The sequence below is a fragment of the Rhodococcus sp. B50 genome (genome assembly GCF_013602415.1).
In the GTDB taxonomy this organism is placed as follows: Bacteria; Actinomycetota; Actinomycetes; order Mycobacteriales; family Mycobacteriaceae; genus Rhodococcus.
Window position 1 is genome coordinate 2,400,882 of the sequence record NZ_WPAG02000002.1, and the last position, 15,168, is coordinate 2,416,049.

15 protein-coding genes are annotated in these 15,168 nt (G+C 69.0%); 3 read left to right on the forward strand and 12 right to left on the reverse strand.

Annotated features, from left to right (window positions below):
* Nucleotides 1-6 precede the first annotated feature (6 nt).
* Nucleotides 7-1,179 carry a glycogen synthase gene (gene glgA, locus GON09_RS11235; RefSeq protein WP_213931869.1) on the forward strand — a complete coding sequence of 391 codons (1,173 nt, stop codon included), beginning with the start codon at nucleotides 7-9 and terminating at the stop codon, nucleotides 1,177-1,179.
* Here glgA and GON09_RS11240 read toward each other — a convergent pair.
* From GON09_RS11240 to dapE, 10 genes are all read right to left on the reverse strand, one after another.
* Entirely contained in the window at nucleotides 1,166-2,032 is an 867-nt protein-coding gene (locus tag GON09_RS11240) for a putative RNA methyltransferase (protein ID WP_213931870.1), read from the reverse strand. The two genes, glgA and GON09_RS11240, sit on opposite strands and share 14 nt — an antisense overlap.
* A gap of 84 nt (nucleotides 2,033-2,116) precedes the next feature.
* The gene (locus GON09_RS11245; RefSeq protein WP_006554284.1) at nucleotides 2,117-2,284 is read right to left on the reverse strand and encodes a DUF3117 domain-containing protein; all 168 of its coding nucleotides are present in this window, start codon (nucleotides 2,282-2,284) and stop codon (nucleotides 2,117-2,119) included.
* 151 nt (nucleotides 2,285-2,435) lie between these two features.
* On the reverse strand, nucleotides 2,436-3,005 hold the full coding sequence (locus tag GON09_RS11250) for a DNA-3-methyladenine glycosylase I (RefSeq protein ID WP_213931871.1): 570 nt from the start codon (nucleotides 3,003-3,005) through the stop codon (nucleotides 2,436-2,438).
* A complete protein-coding gene (locus tag GON09_RS11255; protein ID WP_213931872.1) occupies nucleotides 3,002-3,439 on the reverse strand; it encodes a DivIVA domain-containing protein in 438 nt (145 codons plus the stop codon). Before GON09_RS11255 ends, GON09_RS11250 begins: the two co-directional genes overlap by 4 nt.
* 57 nt (nucleotides 3,440-3,496) lie before the next feature.
* Nucleotides 3,497-4,414 (reverse strand): glucosyl-3-phosphoglycerate synthase, encoded by a 918-nt coding sequence (locus tag GON09_RS11260; protein ID WP_213931873.1) that lies wholly within the window; start codon nucleotides 4,412-4,414, stop codon nucleotides 3,497-3,499.
* Nucleotides 4,411-5,331: a dihydropteroate synthase gene (gene folP, locus GON09_RS11265; protein WP_213931874.1), complete on the reverse strand. Its 921-nt coding sequence runs from the start codon at nucleotides 5,329-5,331 to the stop codon at nucleotides 4,411-4,413. The genes GON09_RS11260 and folP overlap by 4 nt, the downstream gene beginning before the upstream one ends.
* An 18-nt stretch (nucleotides 5,332-5,349) precedes the next feature.
* Entirely contained in the window at nucleotides 5,350-7,101 is a 1,752-nt protein-coding gene (locus GON09_RS11270) for a long-chain-acyl-CoA synthetase (protein WP_213934410.1), read from the reverse strand.
* 149 nt (nucleotides 7,102-7,250) lie between these two features.
* Nucleotides 7,251-7,811: a TIGR00730 family Rossman fold protein gene (locus GON09_RS11275; protein ID WP_213931875.1), complete on the reverse strand. Its 561-nt coding sequence runs from the start codon at nucleotides 7,809-7,811 to the stop codon at nucleotides 7,251-7,253.
* On the reverse strand, nucleotides 7,805-8,605 hold the full coding sequence (locus GON09_RS11280; protein ID WP_213931876.1) for a TIGR00730 family Rossman fold protein: 801 nt from the start codon (nucleotides 8,603-8,605) through the stop codon (nucleotides 7,805-7,807). Before GON09_RS11280 ends, GON09_RS11275 begins: the two co-directional genes overlap by 7 nt.
* Nucleotides 8,606-8,615: 10 nt before the next feature.
* Nucleotides 8,616-9,692, reverse strand: a complete 1,077-nt coding sequence (dapE, locus tag GON09_RS11285) for a succinyl-diaminopimelate desuccinylase (protein WP_213931877.1) — start codon at nucleotides 9,690-9,692, stop codon at nucleotides 8,616-8,618.
* A gap of 98 nt (nucleotides 9,693-9,790) precedes the next feature.
* Between dapE and dapD the strand changes: the two genes are divergently transcribed.
* Both dapD and GON09_RS11295 read left to right on the forward strand, forming a co-directional pair.
* Nucleotides 9,791-10,744, forward strand: a complete 954-nt coding sequence (dapD, locus tag GON09_RS11290) for a 2,3,4,5-tetrahydropyridine-2,6-dicarboxylate N-succinyltransferase (protein WP_213931878.1) — start codon at nucleotides 9,791-9,793, stop codon at nucleotides 10,742-10,744.
* Nucleotides 10,745-10,872: 128 nt separating this feature from the next.
* On the forward strand, nucleotides 10,873-12,207 hold the full coding sequence (locus GON09_RS11295) for an amino acid permease (RefSeq protein WP_374195392.1): 1,335 nt from the start codon (nucleotides 10,873-10,875) through the stop codon (nucleotides 12,205-12,207).
* On the opposite strand, the gene GON09_RS11300 is transcribed toward GON09_RS11295, so the two are convergent.
* Both GON09_RS11300 and GON09_RS11305 read right to left on the reverse strand, forming a co-directional pair.
* The gene (locus tag GON09_RS11300) at nucleotides 12,176-13,804 is read right to left on the reverse strand and encodes a substrate-binding and VWA domain-containing protein (protein WP_213931880.1); all 1,629 of its coding nucleotides are present in this window, start codon (nucleotides 13,802-13,804) and stop codon (nucleotides 12,176-12,178) included. The genes GON09_RS11295 and GON09_RS11300 overlap by 32 nt on opposite strands.
* Nucleotides 13,805-13,903: 99 nt before the next feature.
* Nucleotides 13,904-15,157, reverse strand: coding sequence for a PucR family transcriptional regulator (locus tag GON09_RS11305; protein ID WP_213934411.1), 1,254 nt, complete (start codon nucleotides 15,155-15,157; stop codon nucleotides 13,904-13,906).
* Nucleotides 15,158-15,168: the final 11 nt, after the last annotated feature.

A 15,168-nucleotide genomic window follows, 5' to 3' on the forward strand; every position in this document is an offset into this window, starting at 1 on the left:
GAGGCGGTGAGGGTGGCAATGATGACGCGGGAATATCCGCCTGAGGTGTACGGCGGGGCCGGGGTCCACGTCACCGAACTCGTCGAACAACTGCGCCGGCTGGTCGAGGTCGACGTGCACTGCACGGGCGCACCGCGCGACACCGCGTTCGTGCATTCCCCCGACCCGGCACTGCGCGACGCCAATCCCGCTCTGACGACCCTGTCCGCCGGATTGCGCATGGCGCATGCTGCCTCCGGCGTCGACGTGGTGCACTCCCACACCTGGTACACGGGTCTGGCCGGGCATCTCGCCGCCGAACTCCACGACGTTCCGCACATCCTCACCGCGCACTCCCTCGAGCCGCGACGGCCGTGGAAGGCCGAGCAGCTCGGAGGCGGCTACCGCATCTCCTCCTGGTCCGAGCGCAATGCGGTCCGGTACGCCGACGCGATCATCGCCGTCAGCGACGGGATGCGCCTCGACGTGCTCGACGCGTACCCCTTCGTCGATCCCGCGCGGGTCCATGTGGTGCGCAACGGGATCGACACCACCGCCTGGCACCCGGGTCCGGCCGCGCCCGGTCACGAATCCGTCGTCACCCGGATCGGTCTCGACGAGGACCGCCCGATCGTCGTGTTCGTCGGCCGCATCACCCGGCAGAAGGGTGTCGGGCACCTGATCGCCGCGGCACACCATCTCGACCCCGACATCCAGCTCGTCCTGTGCGCCGGTGCCCCCGACACCCCCGAGATCGCCGCGGAGACCGAACGCGCTGTGGCGGCCCTGCAGGATGCCCGCGACGGGGTGCACTGGGTACGCGAGATGCTGCCCACCGAGTCGGTCCGCGAACTGCTCTCCGCGGCGACGGTTTTCGTGTGCCCCTCGGTGTACGAGCCGCTGGGGATCGTCAACCTCGAGGCGATGGCCTGCGAGACCGCCGTGGTCGCCTCCGACGTGGGCGGCATCCCGGAGGTCGTGCAGGACGGGGTCACCGGACGCCTGGTGCACTACGACGCCTTCGACACCGAGACCTACGAGCGCGCACTCGCCGCGGCTGTCGACGAGGTGGCGAGCGATCGCGCCCGCGCCACGGAGTGGGGCCGGGCCGGTCGCGACCGTGCCGTCAACGAATTCTCGTGGGCGCAGATCGCCCGCCAGACCGTCGCCGTCTACCAGCAGGTGCTCACGGCGCGCTGAGTTCGCCGACCGTGTCGATCCGTCGCCACGTGGTGACGGTGACCGACACCGTCACCTCGAACGGGTCGGGCAGCGAGGCCAGCAACTGCTCGCGTTGCTCGGACGTGACGTGGTGCGCCGACGGACCCATCCCCGCGACGAGACCGAGCACGTCGCGCGGGAGGGCGGCCGTGAAGCGCACGTCCGTTCGCCTCGTCCGCTCGAAGCGTCCCGACAGCGCCGAGGACAGCCGTTCGGTCTTCTTGTCGTCCACGCTCACCATGCCGGGCAGCACGACCAGCTCGCGCAGGTGCTCCGAGGTGGGTGTGGCGACGACGAGCGTCCCTCCGGGCGTGAGCACGCGGTGGCTCTCGGCCGCGTTGCGAGGCGCGAAGACCGACAGCACGTGTGTGAACGAGGCGGACCGTACGGGCAGCCGCTGCCACGCGTCGGCCAGGATCGCACCCGTCCGCGGGTGACTGCGGGCGATGCGTCGCACCGCAGGCTTGGAGACGTCGAGTCCGATGCCGCGCGCCGCCGGTATCGCGTCGAGCACGCTCGCGAGGTACTGCCCCGTACCGGCACCTACCTCGAGGATCGTCGCAGCCGTGCCCTCGGCCGATTCGACGCACACGTCGGCCACCGCATCGCGGATCGGGTCGTAGTGCCCGGCCCCGAGGAAATCGGCACGGGCGGCGATCATCTCGGCGGTGTCGCCGGTGAAGGGCGTCGACCCCCCGGCGAGCAGCGACACGTAACCCTGGCGTGCGACGTCGAAGCTGTGCCCACGCTCGCACAGCACGACGTTGTCGTCGAGGTCGAGCGCGGACTCGCAGTGCGGGCACGCGAGAAGGTCGATCACGTCGGCGAGCATCGCGCCTCCGATCGTCGTCTCAGGACGACACCGGGCCCCGCGCGCCGAGGAGCGCGGGGCCCGGAGTGCCCTGAGAGGGGCCGATCAGCTGGTGACACTCTTGAGTTCGTCGCCGAGTGCCGCAGCCTCTTCCGGCGTGAGCTCGACGACCAGACGTCCGCCGCCCTCGAGTGGAACCCTCATGACGATTCCTCGTCCCTCTTTGGTTGCTTCGAGGGGACCGTCCCCGGTCCGGGGCTTCATGGCCGCCATCCTCTGCTCCCTCCAAATCTGCACCCGACCGCCGGGCGCGTGGGTTACCGTGTGGTTGCATCGCCGGTCGCGGCGACGCGCACCTTCTCATTCTTCCCTATCCGGAATACGTGCGCGTAGCTGACTCCTGGGTAAGAGACCCCTCAGGGTTCTACGGGCCGAGTGACACCCAGCACGATTCCAGGTGATCGTCGACCATCCCGGTGGCCTGCATCAGCGCATATGCAGTGGTAGGGCCCACAAATCGGAAGCCGCGATGCTTCAGCTCACGGGCCATCGCCGTGGACTCCGGTGTCACCGCCGGAATCGACTCGACCGTGCGTAACCGTCGCGCGCGTCGCGGCGGTGCGAACGACCACAACAGGTCGTCGAGGGCGGTGGGCAACTCGAGCACGGCCCGCGCGTTGGCGATCACCGCCTCGATCTTGCGGCGGTTGCGCACGATGCCGGCGTCGGCGAGCAACCGCTCGACGTCGGTCTCGGTGAAACAGGCGACCGCATCGACGTCGAACCTCCTGAACGCCGCGCGGAAGGCCTCGCGCTTGCGCAGGATCGTCAGCCAGGACAGCCCCGACTGGAACGCCTCGAGCGAGAGCCGCTCGAACATCTCGTCGCGCCCGTGCAGCGGCCGGCCCCACTCGTAGTCGTGGTACTCGCGGTAGAGCGACGATCCGGGACCGTCCACAGCCCACGGGCACCGAACCCTCTCGTCGGTGGTCATCGCGTCTCCCGGCTGGTGGCCGACGATTCCGACGAGGCATCTTCCGGGGCATCGTCTTCCGGGACGTCGCCTTCGGTGAGGTCGTCCGGCTCGATGCCGCCGGTCGGTGGCGCTGCGGCGTCTCCGCCGGCAGACGACCCACCGGCCGCACGCGCCTCCGCATCGGCGAGCCGGACCCGCAGATCGTCGACCTCGCGGGCGAGACGATCGAGTGCCCAGTCGACCTCGCTCATCTTGTAACCCCGCACGGTCTGCTGGAACCGCAGGTCGCGGATGTCGGTGCCGGTGACGTCGGTGGCCGGCAGCACCGTGACGGTGGTGCCCGGAGGCAGCGGCGCCAACGTCTCGCCCCGGCCGAAGACGGCACTCGCGACGAAGAACAGCACCGCGGCGACGCCCGCCATCACGAGCACGTACAGCAGAACCGTGAGCATGCACCGATCTTGGCACGAGCGTCCGACACCGGCCGGGTCCGGTGCCGGGCGGTCGGTTCAGCCGGTGACCGTCACCATCGGCGGCCGGTCGGTGAGATCGACGGTGGTGTCGAACGGCACGAACGCGTCGCCCTCCACGAGGAACTGGGTGAGCGGCGCACCGGAATCGGAGATTCCGCACCGCGCGAGCATCGTGCCCACGATCTGCCTGCTCATCGCTCCGAGCTCGGACAGCGGCCGGTTGCGGTGCTTGCGGACTCCGAGATTGACCTGCGCGATCGCGTGGAGACCGAACCGGTCGTAGGTGTCGAGCAGCAACCCGATCTCCACCCCGTAACCGGGTGCGAACGGGACCGACTCGAGCAGTTCCCGCGTGCCGGCGTACTCGCCGCCGAGCGGTTGCAGCACGCAGGTCAGCTCCGGCCGCAGCGCCGCGAGCAGGGGTCGTGCGACGAGCTCGGTGACCCGACCCCCGCCGTGTGCGTCCTCGCCGCCTCCGGTACGCAACGGCCGCCGGTAATAACCCTTGACGAGGTGGATGCCGTCGCCGAGCAGCAGCGGCCCGAGCAGTTTCGGCACGAAGGCCGGGTCGGGATCGATCAGATCGGAGTCGACGAAGGCGATGATGTCGCCGGAGGTCGCGGCGAGCGACCGCCACAGCACCTCCCCCTTGCCGGGGACGGGTTCGATGCCCGGTACCGCCTCCTCCCGGGACAGGACGCGGGCACCCGCCGCCCGTGCCCGTGATGCGGTCTCGTCGGTGGAACCCGAATCGAGGACCACCAGTTCGTCCACGAGACCACCGAGGAGCGGGTGGATCGTGTCGATCACTCCCGCGACGGTCTCCTCCTCGTTGAGGGCGGGCAGCACCACGGTCACCGTGCGGCCCGCCTTGGCCTCGATCAGCTCGTCGATCGCCCACGTGGGCCGATCCCAGCTGTTGACCTCGTTCCACGTGCGTGCAGGTGCACTCATGCCAACCCCCTCACCGTGCGCGCCGGCGGGCGTGTACCCGCGATCGCCGCGACCATGTCGACCACCCGACGTGTGGCTGCCACCTCGTGTACCCGGAACATTCGTGCGCCGGCCGCTGCGGCCAAAGCTGTCGCTGCCAATGTGCCCTCCAACCGGTCGGCGAGTTCGACTCCCAGAGTCTCCCCCACGAAGTCCTTGTTGCTCAGCGCCATAAGCACAGGCCACCCGGTTTTTACAAGAACGTCCACGTGCCGCAACAGAGCGAGTCCGTGATAGGTGTTCTTTCCGAAATCGTGGGTCGGATCGATGAGGATCGAGTCGCTCGCCACGCCGGCGCGGGCCGCGGCATCCGCGGCCGCGACGACCTCCGCCGCCACCTCCTCGACGACGTCGGCGTACCGCACGCGGTGCGGCCGGGTTCGCGGTACGGCACCACCGGTGTGGGAGCAGACGATGCCGGCCCCGAGTTCGGCGGCGACCGCGACGAGCTCCGGATCGGCGCCCGCCCACGTGTCGTTGATCAGATCGGCGCCCTCAGCCAGGGCGCGACGCGCGACCTCGCTGCGCCAGGTGTCGACGCTGATGAGCACATCCGGATACCGCTCACGGATCGCGGCGACGAACGGCACGACGCGGCGGATCTCCTCGTCGCTGTCGACGACCTCACCCGGCCCGGCCTTCACCCCGCCGATGTCCACGAGGTCGGCACCCTCGCCTACGGCGCGGTCGACGGCCGCAAGCGCCGCGTCGTCCTCGAAGGTCGCTCCCCTGTCGTAGAACGAGTCGGGCGTGCGGTTGACGATCGCCATGACGAGCGCACGGTCGGTCGCGACCGGGCGCCCGCACAGGGTGGACGGTGCCGGACCGGGACGGGTCACGGGGGTCTGCTCGTCGACATCGGTCGCGGGGCCGCTCATGATCCCATCCTGACATGCTCAGCGACCGGGCAATTCTCCCCTCGCGACGCCGTCGACGAAGCCGTCGAAGATCGGCCGGTAACCCTCACTGCGACTCGCGAGCACGTACACGGCATCCTCGCCGGTCTCGGTGTGGCCCTGCTTGCGCAGGTCGACCTTCCGGCTCTTGAAGGTCGTCGTGTACTCGAGCTCGTCCACGACGCGGACGAAGAGCGGAACCGCGTAGTCCGGCAACGCGTCGTGCAGAGACTTCGCGAGCGCCGCCCCATCGAGCTCGACACCCTCCTTCAGGGTGATCGCGGCCATTCCGGCACGACCGTCGGCTCCCTCGACCTCGACCCCGTAGACGACGGCTTCGGCGACCGTCTCGTGCGACGACACTGCGGCCTCGACCTGCGTGGTCGCGACGTTCTCGCCCTTCCACCGGAAGGTGTCGCCGAGCCGGTCCACGAAGGCGACGTGCATCCAGCCCTGGTCGCGGACGAGGTCGCCGGTGTCGAACCACACGTCACCGTCGGAGAACGCGTCGCGCAGCAGCTTCTTCTCGGTGGCCTCCGGGTCGGTGTATCCGTCGAAGGGCGCGCGGGAGGTGACCTTCGCGAGCAGCAGCCCGACCTCGCCCTTGCCGACCTTCGTCAACCGGCCGTCGTTGCTTCGACGTGCCTGCCCGGAGTCCGGATCGAATTCGACGACTGCGTAGGGCAGCGGGCAGATCCCGGCGGTGCGCTTCTGGTCGAGCGCATTGATGAAGGCGATGTTGCACTCGCTGGCCCCGTAGAACTCCGCGACGCGGTCGATACCGAAGCGTTCGGTGAATTCGTCCCACAGTTCGGCGCGCAGACCGTTGCCGACGGCCAGACGGATCCCGTGGTCTGCGTCGTCCTCCCGCTGCGGCTGGTTGAGCAGGTATCGGCAGATCTCGCCGATGTAGATGAAGGCGGTGGCGCCGTTGCGCTCCGCGTCGTCCCAGAAATTGGAGGCCGAGAACTTCCGGCCGAGCGCGAAGGTGGCGCCGGCGGCGAGCACCGAGGACAACGCGACCGTGAGAGCGTTGTTGTGGTAGAGCGGCAGGCACGAGTACAGGACGTCGGTGCGGCGCAGCCGTACTCCGAGGCTGCCGAGGCCCGACATCGACTTCAACCACCGGAAGTGCGTCATGCGGCTGGCCTTCGGCAGACCTGTCGTACCGGAGGTGAAGATGTAGTAGGCGGTCTCGGACGCCCGGAGGTCCTCGGTGACGGCGGGATTCGACGCGTCGGCGTCGCGGGCGGCGGTGCCGAGTTCGGTGAAGCGCAGCACGGTGCGGGCCTGCGGTTCGCCCCCGAGGGAGTCGACGGCTTCCTCGCACTCCTCCCCGATCACCAGAACGGCGCTGTCGAGCAGCGACAGGCTGTGCTCGAGCACCTCGCCGCGCTGGTTGATGTTGAGCATCCCCGCGGCCGCCCCCAGTTTGACCGCGGCCAGCACGACCAGCAGTGTCTCGGGCCGGTTGCCCATGAGGAGGCCGACGACCTCGCCCTTCCCGACACCACGATCGGCGAGCACCGAGGCGTATCGATTGACCTGCGCGTTGGCCTCGCCGTAGCCGATCGAACCGCCCTCGAACCGCAGGAAGGGCCGCTCAGGGTGACGCTCGGCGAGTTTCTGGAAGACCGAGCCGATCGTCTCGCGGGCGTTCGGCTTCCGGATCATCCCGGCCGCCCCGCGCAACACGAGGGGGAGATCGGGAGCCATTCTGGGCAGTTTCGAGACGAGTCCGGGCAGGGACACGACGGGGGCATTGTCTCGAGCGGATCGAGTGGTCACGACAGGTTTCCTCACGGCGGCGTCGGGGACGGGTGGGGTTCGCTCGGGCGACACCCACGGCGTTCCCCCGAACTTACCGAAGAGTAGATAAGCGCGCGGCGAAGTGGAACATCTCAGACCGCCGCGTACGGCGCTGCACACCGGTCGAGCGCGTCGGCGAGGTCGGTGGTGACCTCGAGACCGTCGAGTGCGCGTCGCGCGACGAAGCCGGTGTCGACCATCGATCCGAGCCAGGTGAGCAGACCGTCGAAGTGCCCCACAGGATCGAGCAGCACGACCGGCTTGTCATGCATACCGAGATACCCCGCCGTCCACGTCTCGAACAGTTCCTCGAGGGTTCCGATGCCGCCGGGCAGCGTCAGGAAGGCGTCGGCGCGGTCCTCCATGATGCGTTTGCGCTCGCGCATCGTTTCGGTGACGATCAGCTCGTCGGCCTCGACGTCCGCGACCTCGCGGTGCACGAGCGCCTTGGGGATGACGCCGATCGTGTAGGCCCCGGCCGCGCGGGCCGCAGCGGCGACCGCGCCCATCATCGACACGTTGCCGCCGCCGGAGACCAGCTGCCAGCCCCGTCGGCCGATCTCCGTCCCCACCGCGGCGGCGAGTTCGAGGAACTTCTGGTCGACAGGTCCCGACGCGCAGTACACACAGACCGACAACGGCTCGGTCACCATCCACTCTCCTGTCCGTGCAGTTCGTTCTCGTCCTCACCGCGATGCGCCTCGCGGATGATGTCCACGGTGTCCTCGACGCCGTCGGTGACGAACAGCAGATCCAGATCGCCCGGTGCGATCTTGCCGTCGCGAACCAGGGTCTCGCGCAGCCAGTCCACCAGGCCGCTCCAGTACTCCGAGCCGAACAGCACGATCGGGAACTGGGTGATCTTGTGGGTCTGTACGAGGGTCAGCGCCTCGAACAGTTCGTCGAGAGTGCCGAAACCTCCGGGCAGGCACACGAACGCCTGCGAGTACTTCACGAACATCGTCTTGCGTGCGAAGAAGTACCGGAAGTTGAGTCCGAGGTCGACCCATTCGTTGAGGCTCTGCTCGAACGGCAGCTCGATACCGAGACCGATCGAGAAGCCCCCGGCCTCGCTCGCCCCCCGGTTGGCCGCTTCCATCGCACCAGGTCCGCCGCCGGTGATCACGGCGTACCCGGCGTCGACGAGCGCGGCTCCCAGCTTGCGGCCGACCTCGTATTCCGGATGGTCGGCAGGGGTACGCGCGGAACCGAAGACCGCCACGGCGCGGGGCACCTCGGCGAGTGCGCCGAAACCCTCGACGAACTCGCTCTGGATCCGCAGGACACGCCACGGATCGGTGTGCACCCAGTCGGACGGCCCTCGGCGATCGAGCAACCGCTGATCCATCGTGGTCGCCTCGCGGGCCCGCTCGCCGCGCAACTGCACCGGCCCCCGCTGCACGATCTCGCGACGGGAACCGCCTTCGGAGGAGTTGTCGCCGGACATGGCGGTCACGCTATCGGGTGAGATAGGAGCGCAGAACGGAGGTCACCTCGGTGATCCGTCCTACCTCGACGTGCTCGTCGCGCTTGTGCGCAAGGTTGGGGTCGCCCGGGCCGTAGTTGACGGCCGGAATGCCCAGCGCCGCGAACCGCGAGACGTCGGTCCAGCCGTACTTGGCCCGGAACTTCCCGCCTGCGGCCTCGACCAGCGCGGCCGCCGCCGGATTCGACAGTCCGGGCAGCGCGCCCGGCGACATGTCGGTGAGTTCCATCGAGATCGCGAGACCGTCGAAGACCTCGCGAACGTGTGCGAGAGCGTCGTCGGGGCTGCGATCCGGGGCGAACCGGAAGTTCACGTCGAGCGCGGCCGCGTCGGGCACCACGTTCCCGGCGACACCGCCCTCGATGCGCACCGCCGACAGGCCCTCGCGGTAGACGCAGCCGTCGATGTCGACCGACCGGGCCTCGTACCGGGACAGACGGTCGAGCACGGGAGCCAGCTTGTGGATCGCGTTGTCGCCGAGCCAGGAGCGCGCCGAATGCGCCCGCACGCCGTCGGTGGTGATACGCACCCTCAGCGTGCCCTGGCAACCGGCCTCGATCTCACCGGAGGTGGGTTCGCCCAGGATCGCGACGTCCGCGTCGAGCCAGTCGCGCAGTTCGGTCTCGATCCGCCCGAGCCCGTTGAAGGACGCCGCGATCTCCTCGCAGTCGTACATCACGATCGTCAGGTCGTGGGCGGGATCGGTGACGGTCGCTGCGAGGTGCAGGAAGACGGCGTCGCCGGCCTTCATGTCGGAGGTGCCGCATCCCCACAGCAGGTCGCCGTCGCGCCGCGACGGCACGTTGTCGGCGATCGGGACGGTGTCGAGATGCCCGGCGAGCATCACTCGGCTGCCGAGCCCCCGGTCGGTCCGCGCCAGGACACAGTTGCCGTTGCGCACGATCTCGAAGCCGTCGGTCTGCTCCCGCAAGGCCACCTCGACGGCGTCGGCGATGAGCGTCTCGTCCTGGGACACACTCGGGATGTCGACGAGCGCGGCGGTCAGTTCGACAGGGTCGGCGTGCAGGTCCAGCTGCGGTACGGGCATACCTGCACGATACGAAACGCGTATCCCCCTCAGACCCCGCACACGATTTTCTCAGGGGGGACACAGGCCCAGGACCGCCTCGCGTACGCTTCTCACCCGTGAGTGCACACGGAGCATCAGCAGTAGGCATCGCGAACATCACGGAGGACGGGACCGTCCTCGACACGTGGTACCCGGCACCCGCCCTCGGCGAGCCGAGCGAAACCGGAACGACACGCCTCGAGGGCACGGACATCCCGTCCGACCTGGCCCTCCTCGCCGGTCACGACGAGGCGCGCGAGGTCCAGCAGGTCGTGGTGCGCACCGACATCGCCGACCTGTCGAAGCCTCCCGTCGACACCCACGACGCCTACCTGCGCCTGCATCTGCTGTCGCACCGCCTCGTCCGCCCGCACGGCCTCAACCTCGACGGCATCTTCGGTCTGCTCGCCAACGTCGTGTGGACCAACTACGGCCCGTGCGCGCTCGACAACTTCGAAACCGTGCGGTCGCGCCTCCGCATCCGCGGACCGGTCACCGTCTTCGGTGTGGACAAGTTCCCCCGACTGGTCGACTACGTCGTTCCCTCCGGCGTCCGCATCGCCGACGCCGACCGGGTCCGCCTCGGCGCGCACCTCGCCTCCGGCACCACCGTCATGCACGAGGGCTTCGTCAACTTCAACGCCGGCACGCTCGGCAACTCCATGGTCGAGGGCCGCATCTCCGCGGGTGTCGTCGTCGACGACGGCTCCGACATCGGTGGTGGCGCCTCGATCATGGGCACCCTCTCCGGAGGTGGCAAGGAGGTCATCTCCGTCGGCAAGCGCTGCCTGCTCGGCGCGAACGCGGGTGTGGGCATCTCGCTCGGCGACGACTGCATCGTCGAGGCCGGCCTGTACGTCACCGCCGGCACCAAGGTCACCGGCCCGGACGGCACTGTGGTCAAGGCCGCGACCCTCAGCGGCGCGTCCAACCTCCTGCTGCGCCGCAACTCGGTGAGCGGCGCGGTCGAGGTCGTGCCGAACAAGGGCAGCGGCGTCGAACTGAACGCGGCTCTGCACGCCAACGACTAGCTCGGCGCGCCGACGACCAGCTCTGCACGCGACAACAGATTCGGAACCGAGAAACCGTGAGTGACACCCAGCGGCCCGCTTCCGAGGTCGAACATCTCGGGAGCGGCCTGAAGGTCCGCCACCTGACCATGATGGGACTCGGATCCGCCATCGGTGCGGGTCTGTTCCTCGGTTCCGGTGTGGGTATCGCCGCCGCCGGTCCGGCCATCATCGTGTCGTACCTGCTCGCCGGCGTCATGATCATCTTCGTGATGCGCATGCTCGGCGAGATGGGTGCCGCGCTGCCGGTGAGCGGATCGTTCTCGCACTATGCGCGCATCGGGATCGGCCGCTGGGCCGGCTTCTCGATGGGGTGGCTCTACTGGTTCATGCTGATCATGGTGCTGGGTGTCGAGATCACCGGCGCCTCGGCGATCGTCCAATCCTGGCTACCGGGCGTACCCCAATGGGTGGTCGCGCTGGTGTTCGTCACCTTCTTCGCGGTCGTCAACCTGGCGCGGGTCGCCAACTTCGGCGAGTTCGAGTTCTGGTTCGCGGCACTGAAGGTCGCGGTCATCGTCGGCTTCCTGGTCATCGGCATCCTGCTCGTCTTCGGCCTACTCCCGGGAACCGAACCGGTGGGCACCACCCACCTGCTCGGTGACGGCGACGGGTTCGCACCCAACGGCATCGCCGGTGTCGCCGCCGGTCTGCTCGCGGTGGCCTTCGCCTTCGGTGGAATCGAGATCGTCACGATCGCTGCGGCCGAATCGAAGGACCCGGAACGGTCCATCGCCACCGCCGTGCGCAGCGTGGTCTGGCGGATCTCGGTCTTCTACCTCGGCTCGATCTCGATCATGGTGCTCGTGCTGCCCTGGACCGCGGCGAGCGGCGAGACGTCCCCCTTCGTCTCGGTGCTCGACATCGCCGGTATCCCCTACGTGTCCGGGTTCATGGAACTCGTCGTGGTGATCGCGCTGCTGTCGGCCTTCAATGCCAACGTCTACGGCACCTCGCGGATGGCGTACTCGCTGGCGCGTGGAGGCGACGGTCCGGCATGGCTGAGCAAGCTCGCACACCACGGGGTGCCCCGCAACGCGGTCCTGGTCTCGGTCTTCTTCGGATTCGTCAGCGTGTGGCTCAACTGGCTACTGCCCGACACGATCCTCGGGATCCTCCTCAACGCGGTCGGATCTGCGCTGATCGCGATCTGGCTGTTCATCGTCGTCTCGCATCTGCGTCTGCGTCGCAGGTTCGAACGGGAGGGCACCCTGCGCCTGCGCATGTGGCTGTTCCCCTATCTCAGCTGGTTCACCCTCGCGATGCTCATCGGTTTCATCGTGCTGATGCTGTCCGACAGCGCCGCGAGGGTTCAGCTCGCGTCGACCTTCGTGCTGTTCATGATCATCACCGTGCTCGGACTGGTCTGGCACCGCGCCCACGACCGGGCCGTCAGCCACCCGTCCGATCGGCCAGCGCCGTGACCACGAGCTCGGTGATGTCGAGCGGGTCGCTCGTCCGGTAACTCGTTCCTCCGGTCGCCTCCGCGATCTGCTCGAGTGTCGCGGAATCGACATCCTCGCCGAGTCCGATCGTCACGATCCGGACCGGCGGCTCGTTCTCCCCGGCGAGGGTGGCGAGCAGTTCGTCCTTCGAGATATCCGAGCCGTCGTCGGCACCGTCCGTCACCACGACGACACTGTTGGCCGCCCGCGGGTCGTAACCGTCCCCCACGTACCGGAAGGCCGCGAGGATCGTGTCGTAGAGCGCTGTGCTCTCGTCGGCCGTCCCGGCCATCTGCGCCACGAGTGCGGTGAGCCGATCGCGGTGGGTTCGGCCCGCGACGACCGAATCGAAGCGTCGTATCGGTGCCGCCTCGACGTAGTCGGCGCCGCCTACTCCACCGCCGAAGAACCACAGACCGGCCGAGACACTCCCCGGCAGAACCTCGTTGGCGGCCGTCGCGGCGCGGCGGACCAGTTCGATCCGGCTCTCGTCGCCGAGATTCCGGTTCATCGACGCGGAGACGTCCACTGCGAAGACGGTGCGTACGGGGAGCGCGCGCAGGGCCCACACGTTCATCGCCTCTTCCGCGACGCTCTCGTCCTGGAGCTCCAGCACGGGAACGGGCCCCACACCCCGGTCGTCGGGGAGCACCCGCCCGTTCCCGTCCCGGAATCCGTGCCGGGCCAGTCTGTCCAACCCTTCGGGTGTGTGCAGTGCGTCGATCAGCACGGTCGCGGCGGCGGCCACCCTGTCGTATCGCTCTCCGCGCGCGGTCACGACCAATGGATAGTCGACGAGCGGGGTGCCCGTTCCGGGTACCGCGGTACCGAGATCTCGCTTGTGGACACGGCGATAAGTGTCCACCTGCTGTTCGGTGCCCACCACCTTCCCACCGTCCGAGACGACCTCTTCGAGCAGATCCGAGCCGGCAGGTGCCTCCTCGTCGCGGGCCAGCTCACGTTCGGCCAGTGGTGCCATGACCGGACGGACCGTTCCCATCGCGACGGGATCGTCGGCGGCTTCGGCCAGCACGGCGCGGATTGCCCCCGCGGCGGGGCCGGACCGCAGCGGATTGCCGAAGACGAGATCGGGTAGGGACAGAGCGGCCTGCCAGTCGGGCACCGGTTCGACGCTGCCCGGTTCACCCGCGAGCACGAGCGGCGTCGTGGCGAGAGGCGTCGACACCGTGCGCACCGGGCCCGAGGCATTCCTTCCCGCCCACGAGGCCCACCAGCCGCCCGCCGGAATCCACAGGTCCGGGACGTCGTCCGTCGCGATCCGCGCCGATACCTCGCCCGGTTCCTGTTCCACGACGTCGAATTCGGCACACTCCGGAGGGGCTGTCTCCCCGATCACCGGGGCGAGATCGGAGGACACCGCCACCGTGTACCGCTCGACCACGTCGCAGGCGCGTCCGTCCTCCACGATGAGGAAGGCGACCGATCCTGCTGCGAGGACGAGGATCGCGGGGACGACGAGCCAGCGCATCCGGCGCCTGCCCGGCCGTGCACCCTCGCGCTCCCCGCCACGACGGACCGGCGGATCCGAATCGGACGGTTCGGACTCCCCCGCCATGCGCCGGCCCCCTCGCGTTCACTCCGGGTGACGCCCCTCGGTCGCCCGAGACCGATGATATCGACCGAGAGACCTCGGGAAGCCGAATCCGACCCGATATCAGCCTTGTTCGGAGGTCTCCTGTTCGAGCCGCCGAGCGATCAGTGCCGCCTGCAGTTGCCGCAGCCCGGAAGGCCGGGTCGGGTCGAAGCCGGTGAGCTGCGCGACGCGCTTGAGCCGGTAGTCGACCGTGTTCGCGTGGACGTGCAGGGTCTTGGCCGTGAGCTGCCGGCTGAGGTCGTGTGCGATGTGGGTTTCCAGCGTCTCGACGAGTTCGGGTGATTCGTCGAGCGGATCGAGCACGCGCGCGAGATGGCGGCGCGCCGGCCCGGGCCGGGTGAGCTGGTATTCGAGGGCGAGATCCTGCATGCCGTAGGCGCCGACCGGGCGGCCGAGCCGTCGCACGAGATCGAGCAGTTCGTGGGCCTGCTTCGCCGCGGTGGGCACCTCCCGGACGGGAGCGTGGACGAGAGCGACCGTGACGGACACGCCCGCGACGGTCTCGATGCGCTGCCGGAACCCCTCGATCGCCTCGGTCGAGGGCGACTCGGGCAACAGGACGGTGCCGCCCTCGGGCCCGAGCATCGCGAGGTGGCGGCCCTCGCAGATCGCTTCGAGTTCGGTCTCGACCCGGCGCAGGGTGCGTCGCGCGACGACCTCGGGCCGCACATGCGGATTGCGCTCGTCGGGATGACGGGTGAGCGCGACCGCCAGCACGGTGTAGGTGTCTGCGAGCACCAGACCCGAGCGTTGCGCGACCGTCGCGGCGTCCTGCCCGCTGAGCAGTGCGGTGACCAGCTCCTGCGCGGCGACGTCGCGTTCGCGCCGGATGGCGTCGAGTTCGGCGACGAAACCGGTGGTCGCGGCGACGGTGACCTTCTCGAGCAGGGCCATCCACAGCCGGGACGCGTCGGCGACGGAGGAGACATCGCCCTCCCGGGCTCGATCGGTGACCAGTTCCCAGCCGAGCCTGATGCCTTCGTGGTAGATCCGGAGCATGTATTCGAGCCGGAATCCGGCGCGGGCCCATTGGGCGGCGCTGCTGCGCAGGTCGGCGAGCTCGGCGTCGGACGGCAGTTCTCCCGAGTCGAGGAGATGGATCGCGATGCGCAGGCAGCGCACGGTGACCTCGGTGACGTCGCCGCGCAGCGATTCCCCCGGCCGGAGCGAACACGGAGCCACGTTGTCGGCGAAATGCGCCACGAGTTTGCGGGCCACGGCCGGCAGATCGCGCAGCGGAACGGACGCGGGCTTACCATCCACCAGGAAGAGCGCGGCGTGATCACCGTCCCCCCGACGCTCGTGCCCGGGCACCCGGACCTGAT

Bases quoted from the DNA above. Each gene is read 5' to 3' on its own strand.
- GON09_RS11240 (WP_213931870.1), bottom strand. From the start codon at position 2,032: ATGCTCGCCGACGTGATCGACCTTCTCGCGTGCCCGCACTGCGAGTCC.
- GON09_RS11245 (WP_006554284.1), bottom strand. From the start codon at position 2,284: ATGGCGGCCATGAAGCCCCGGACCGGGGACGGTCCCCTCGAAGCAACC.
- GON09_RS11250 (WP_213931871.1), bottom strand. From the start codon at position 3,005: ATGACCACCGACGAGAGGGTTCGGTGCCCGTGGGCTGTGGACGGTCCC.
- GON09_RS11255 (WP_213931872.1), bottom strand. From the start codon at position 3,439: ATGCTCACGGTTCTGCTGTACGTGCTCGTGATGGCGGGCGTCGCCGCG.
- GON09_RS11260 (WP_213931873.1), bottom strand. From the start codon at position 4,414: ATGAGTGCACCTGCACGCACGTGGAACGAGGTCAACAGCTGGGATCGG.
- folP (WP_213931874.1), bottom strand. From the start codon at position 5,331: ATGAGCGGCCCCGCGACCGATGTCGACGAGCAGACCCCCGTGACCCGT.
- GON09_RS11275 (WP_213931875.1), bottom strand. From the start codon at position 7,811: ATGGTGACCGAGCCGTTGTCGGTCTGTGTGTACTGCGCGTCGGGACCT.
- GON09_RS11280 (WP_213931876.1), bottom strand. From the start codon at position 8,605: ATGTCCGGCGACAACTCCTCCGAAGGCGGTTCCCGTCGCGAGATCGTG.
- dapE (WP_213931877.1), bottom strand. From the start codon at position 9,692: ATGCCCGTACCGCAGCTGGACCTGCACGCCGACCCTGTCGAACTGACC.
- GON09_RS11295 (WP_374195392.1), top strand. From the start codon at position 10,873: ATGATGGGACTCGGATCCGCCATCGGTGCGGGTCTGTTCCTCGGTTCC.
- GON09_RS11300 (WP_213931880.1), bottom strand. From the start codon at position 13,804: ATGGCGGGGGAGTCCGAACCGTCCGATTCGGATCCGCCGGTCCGTCGT.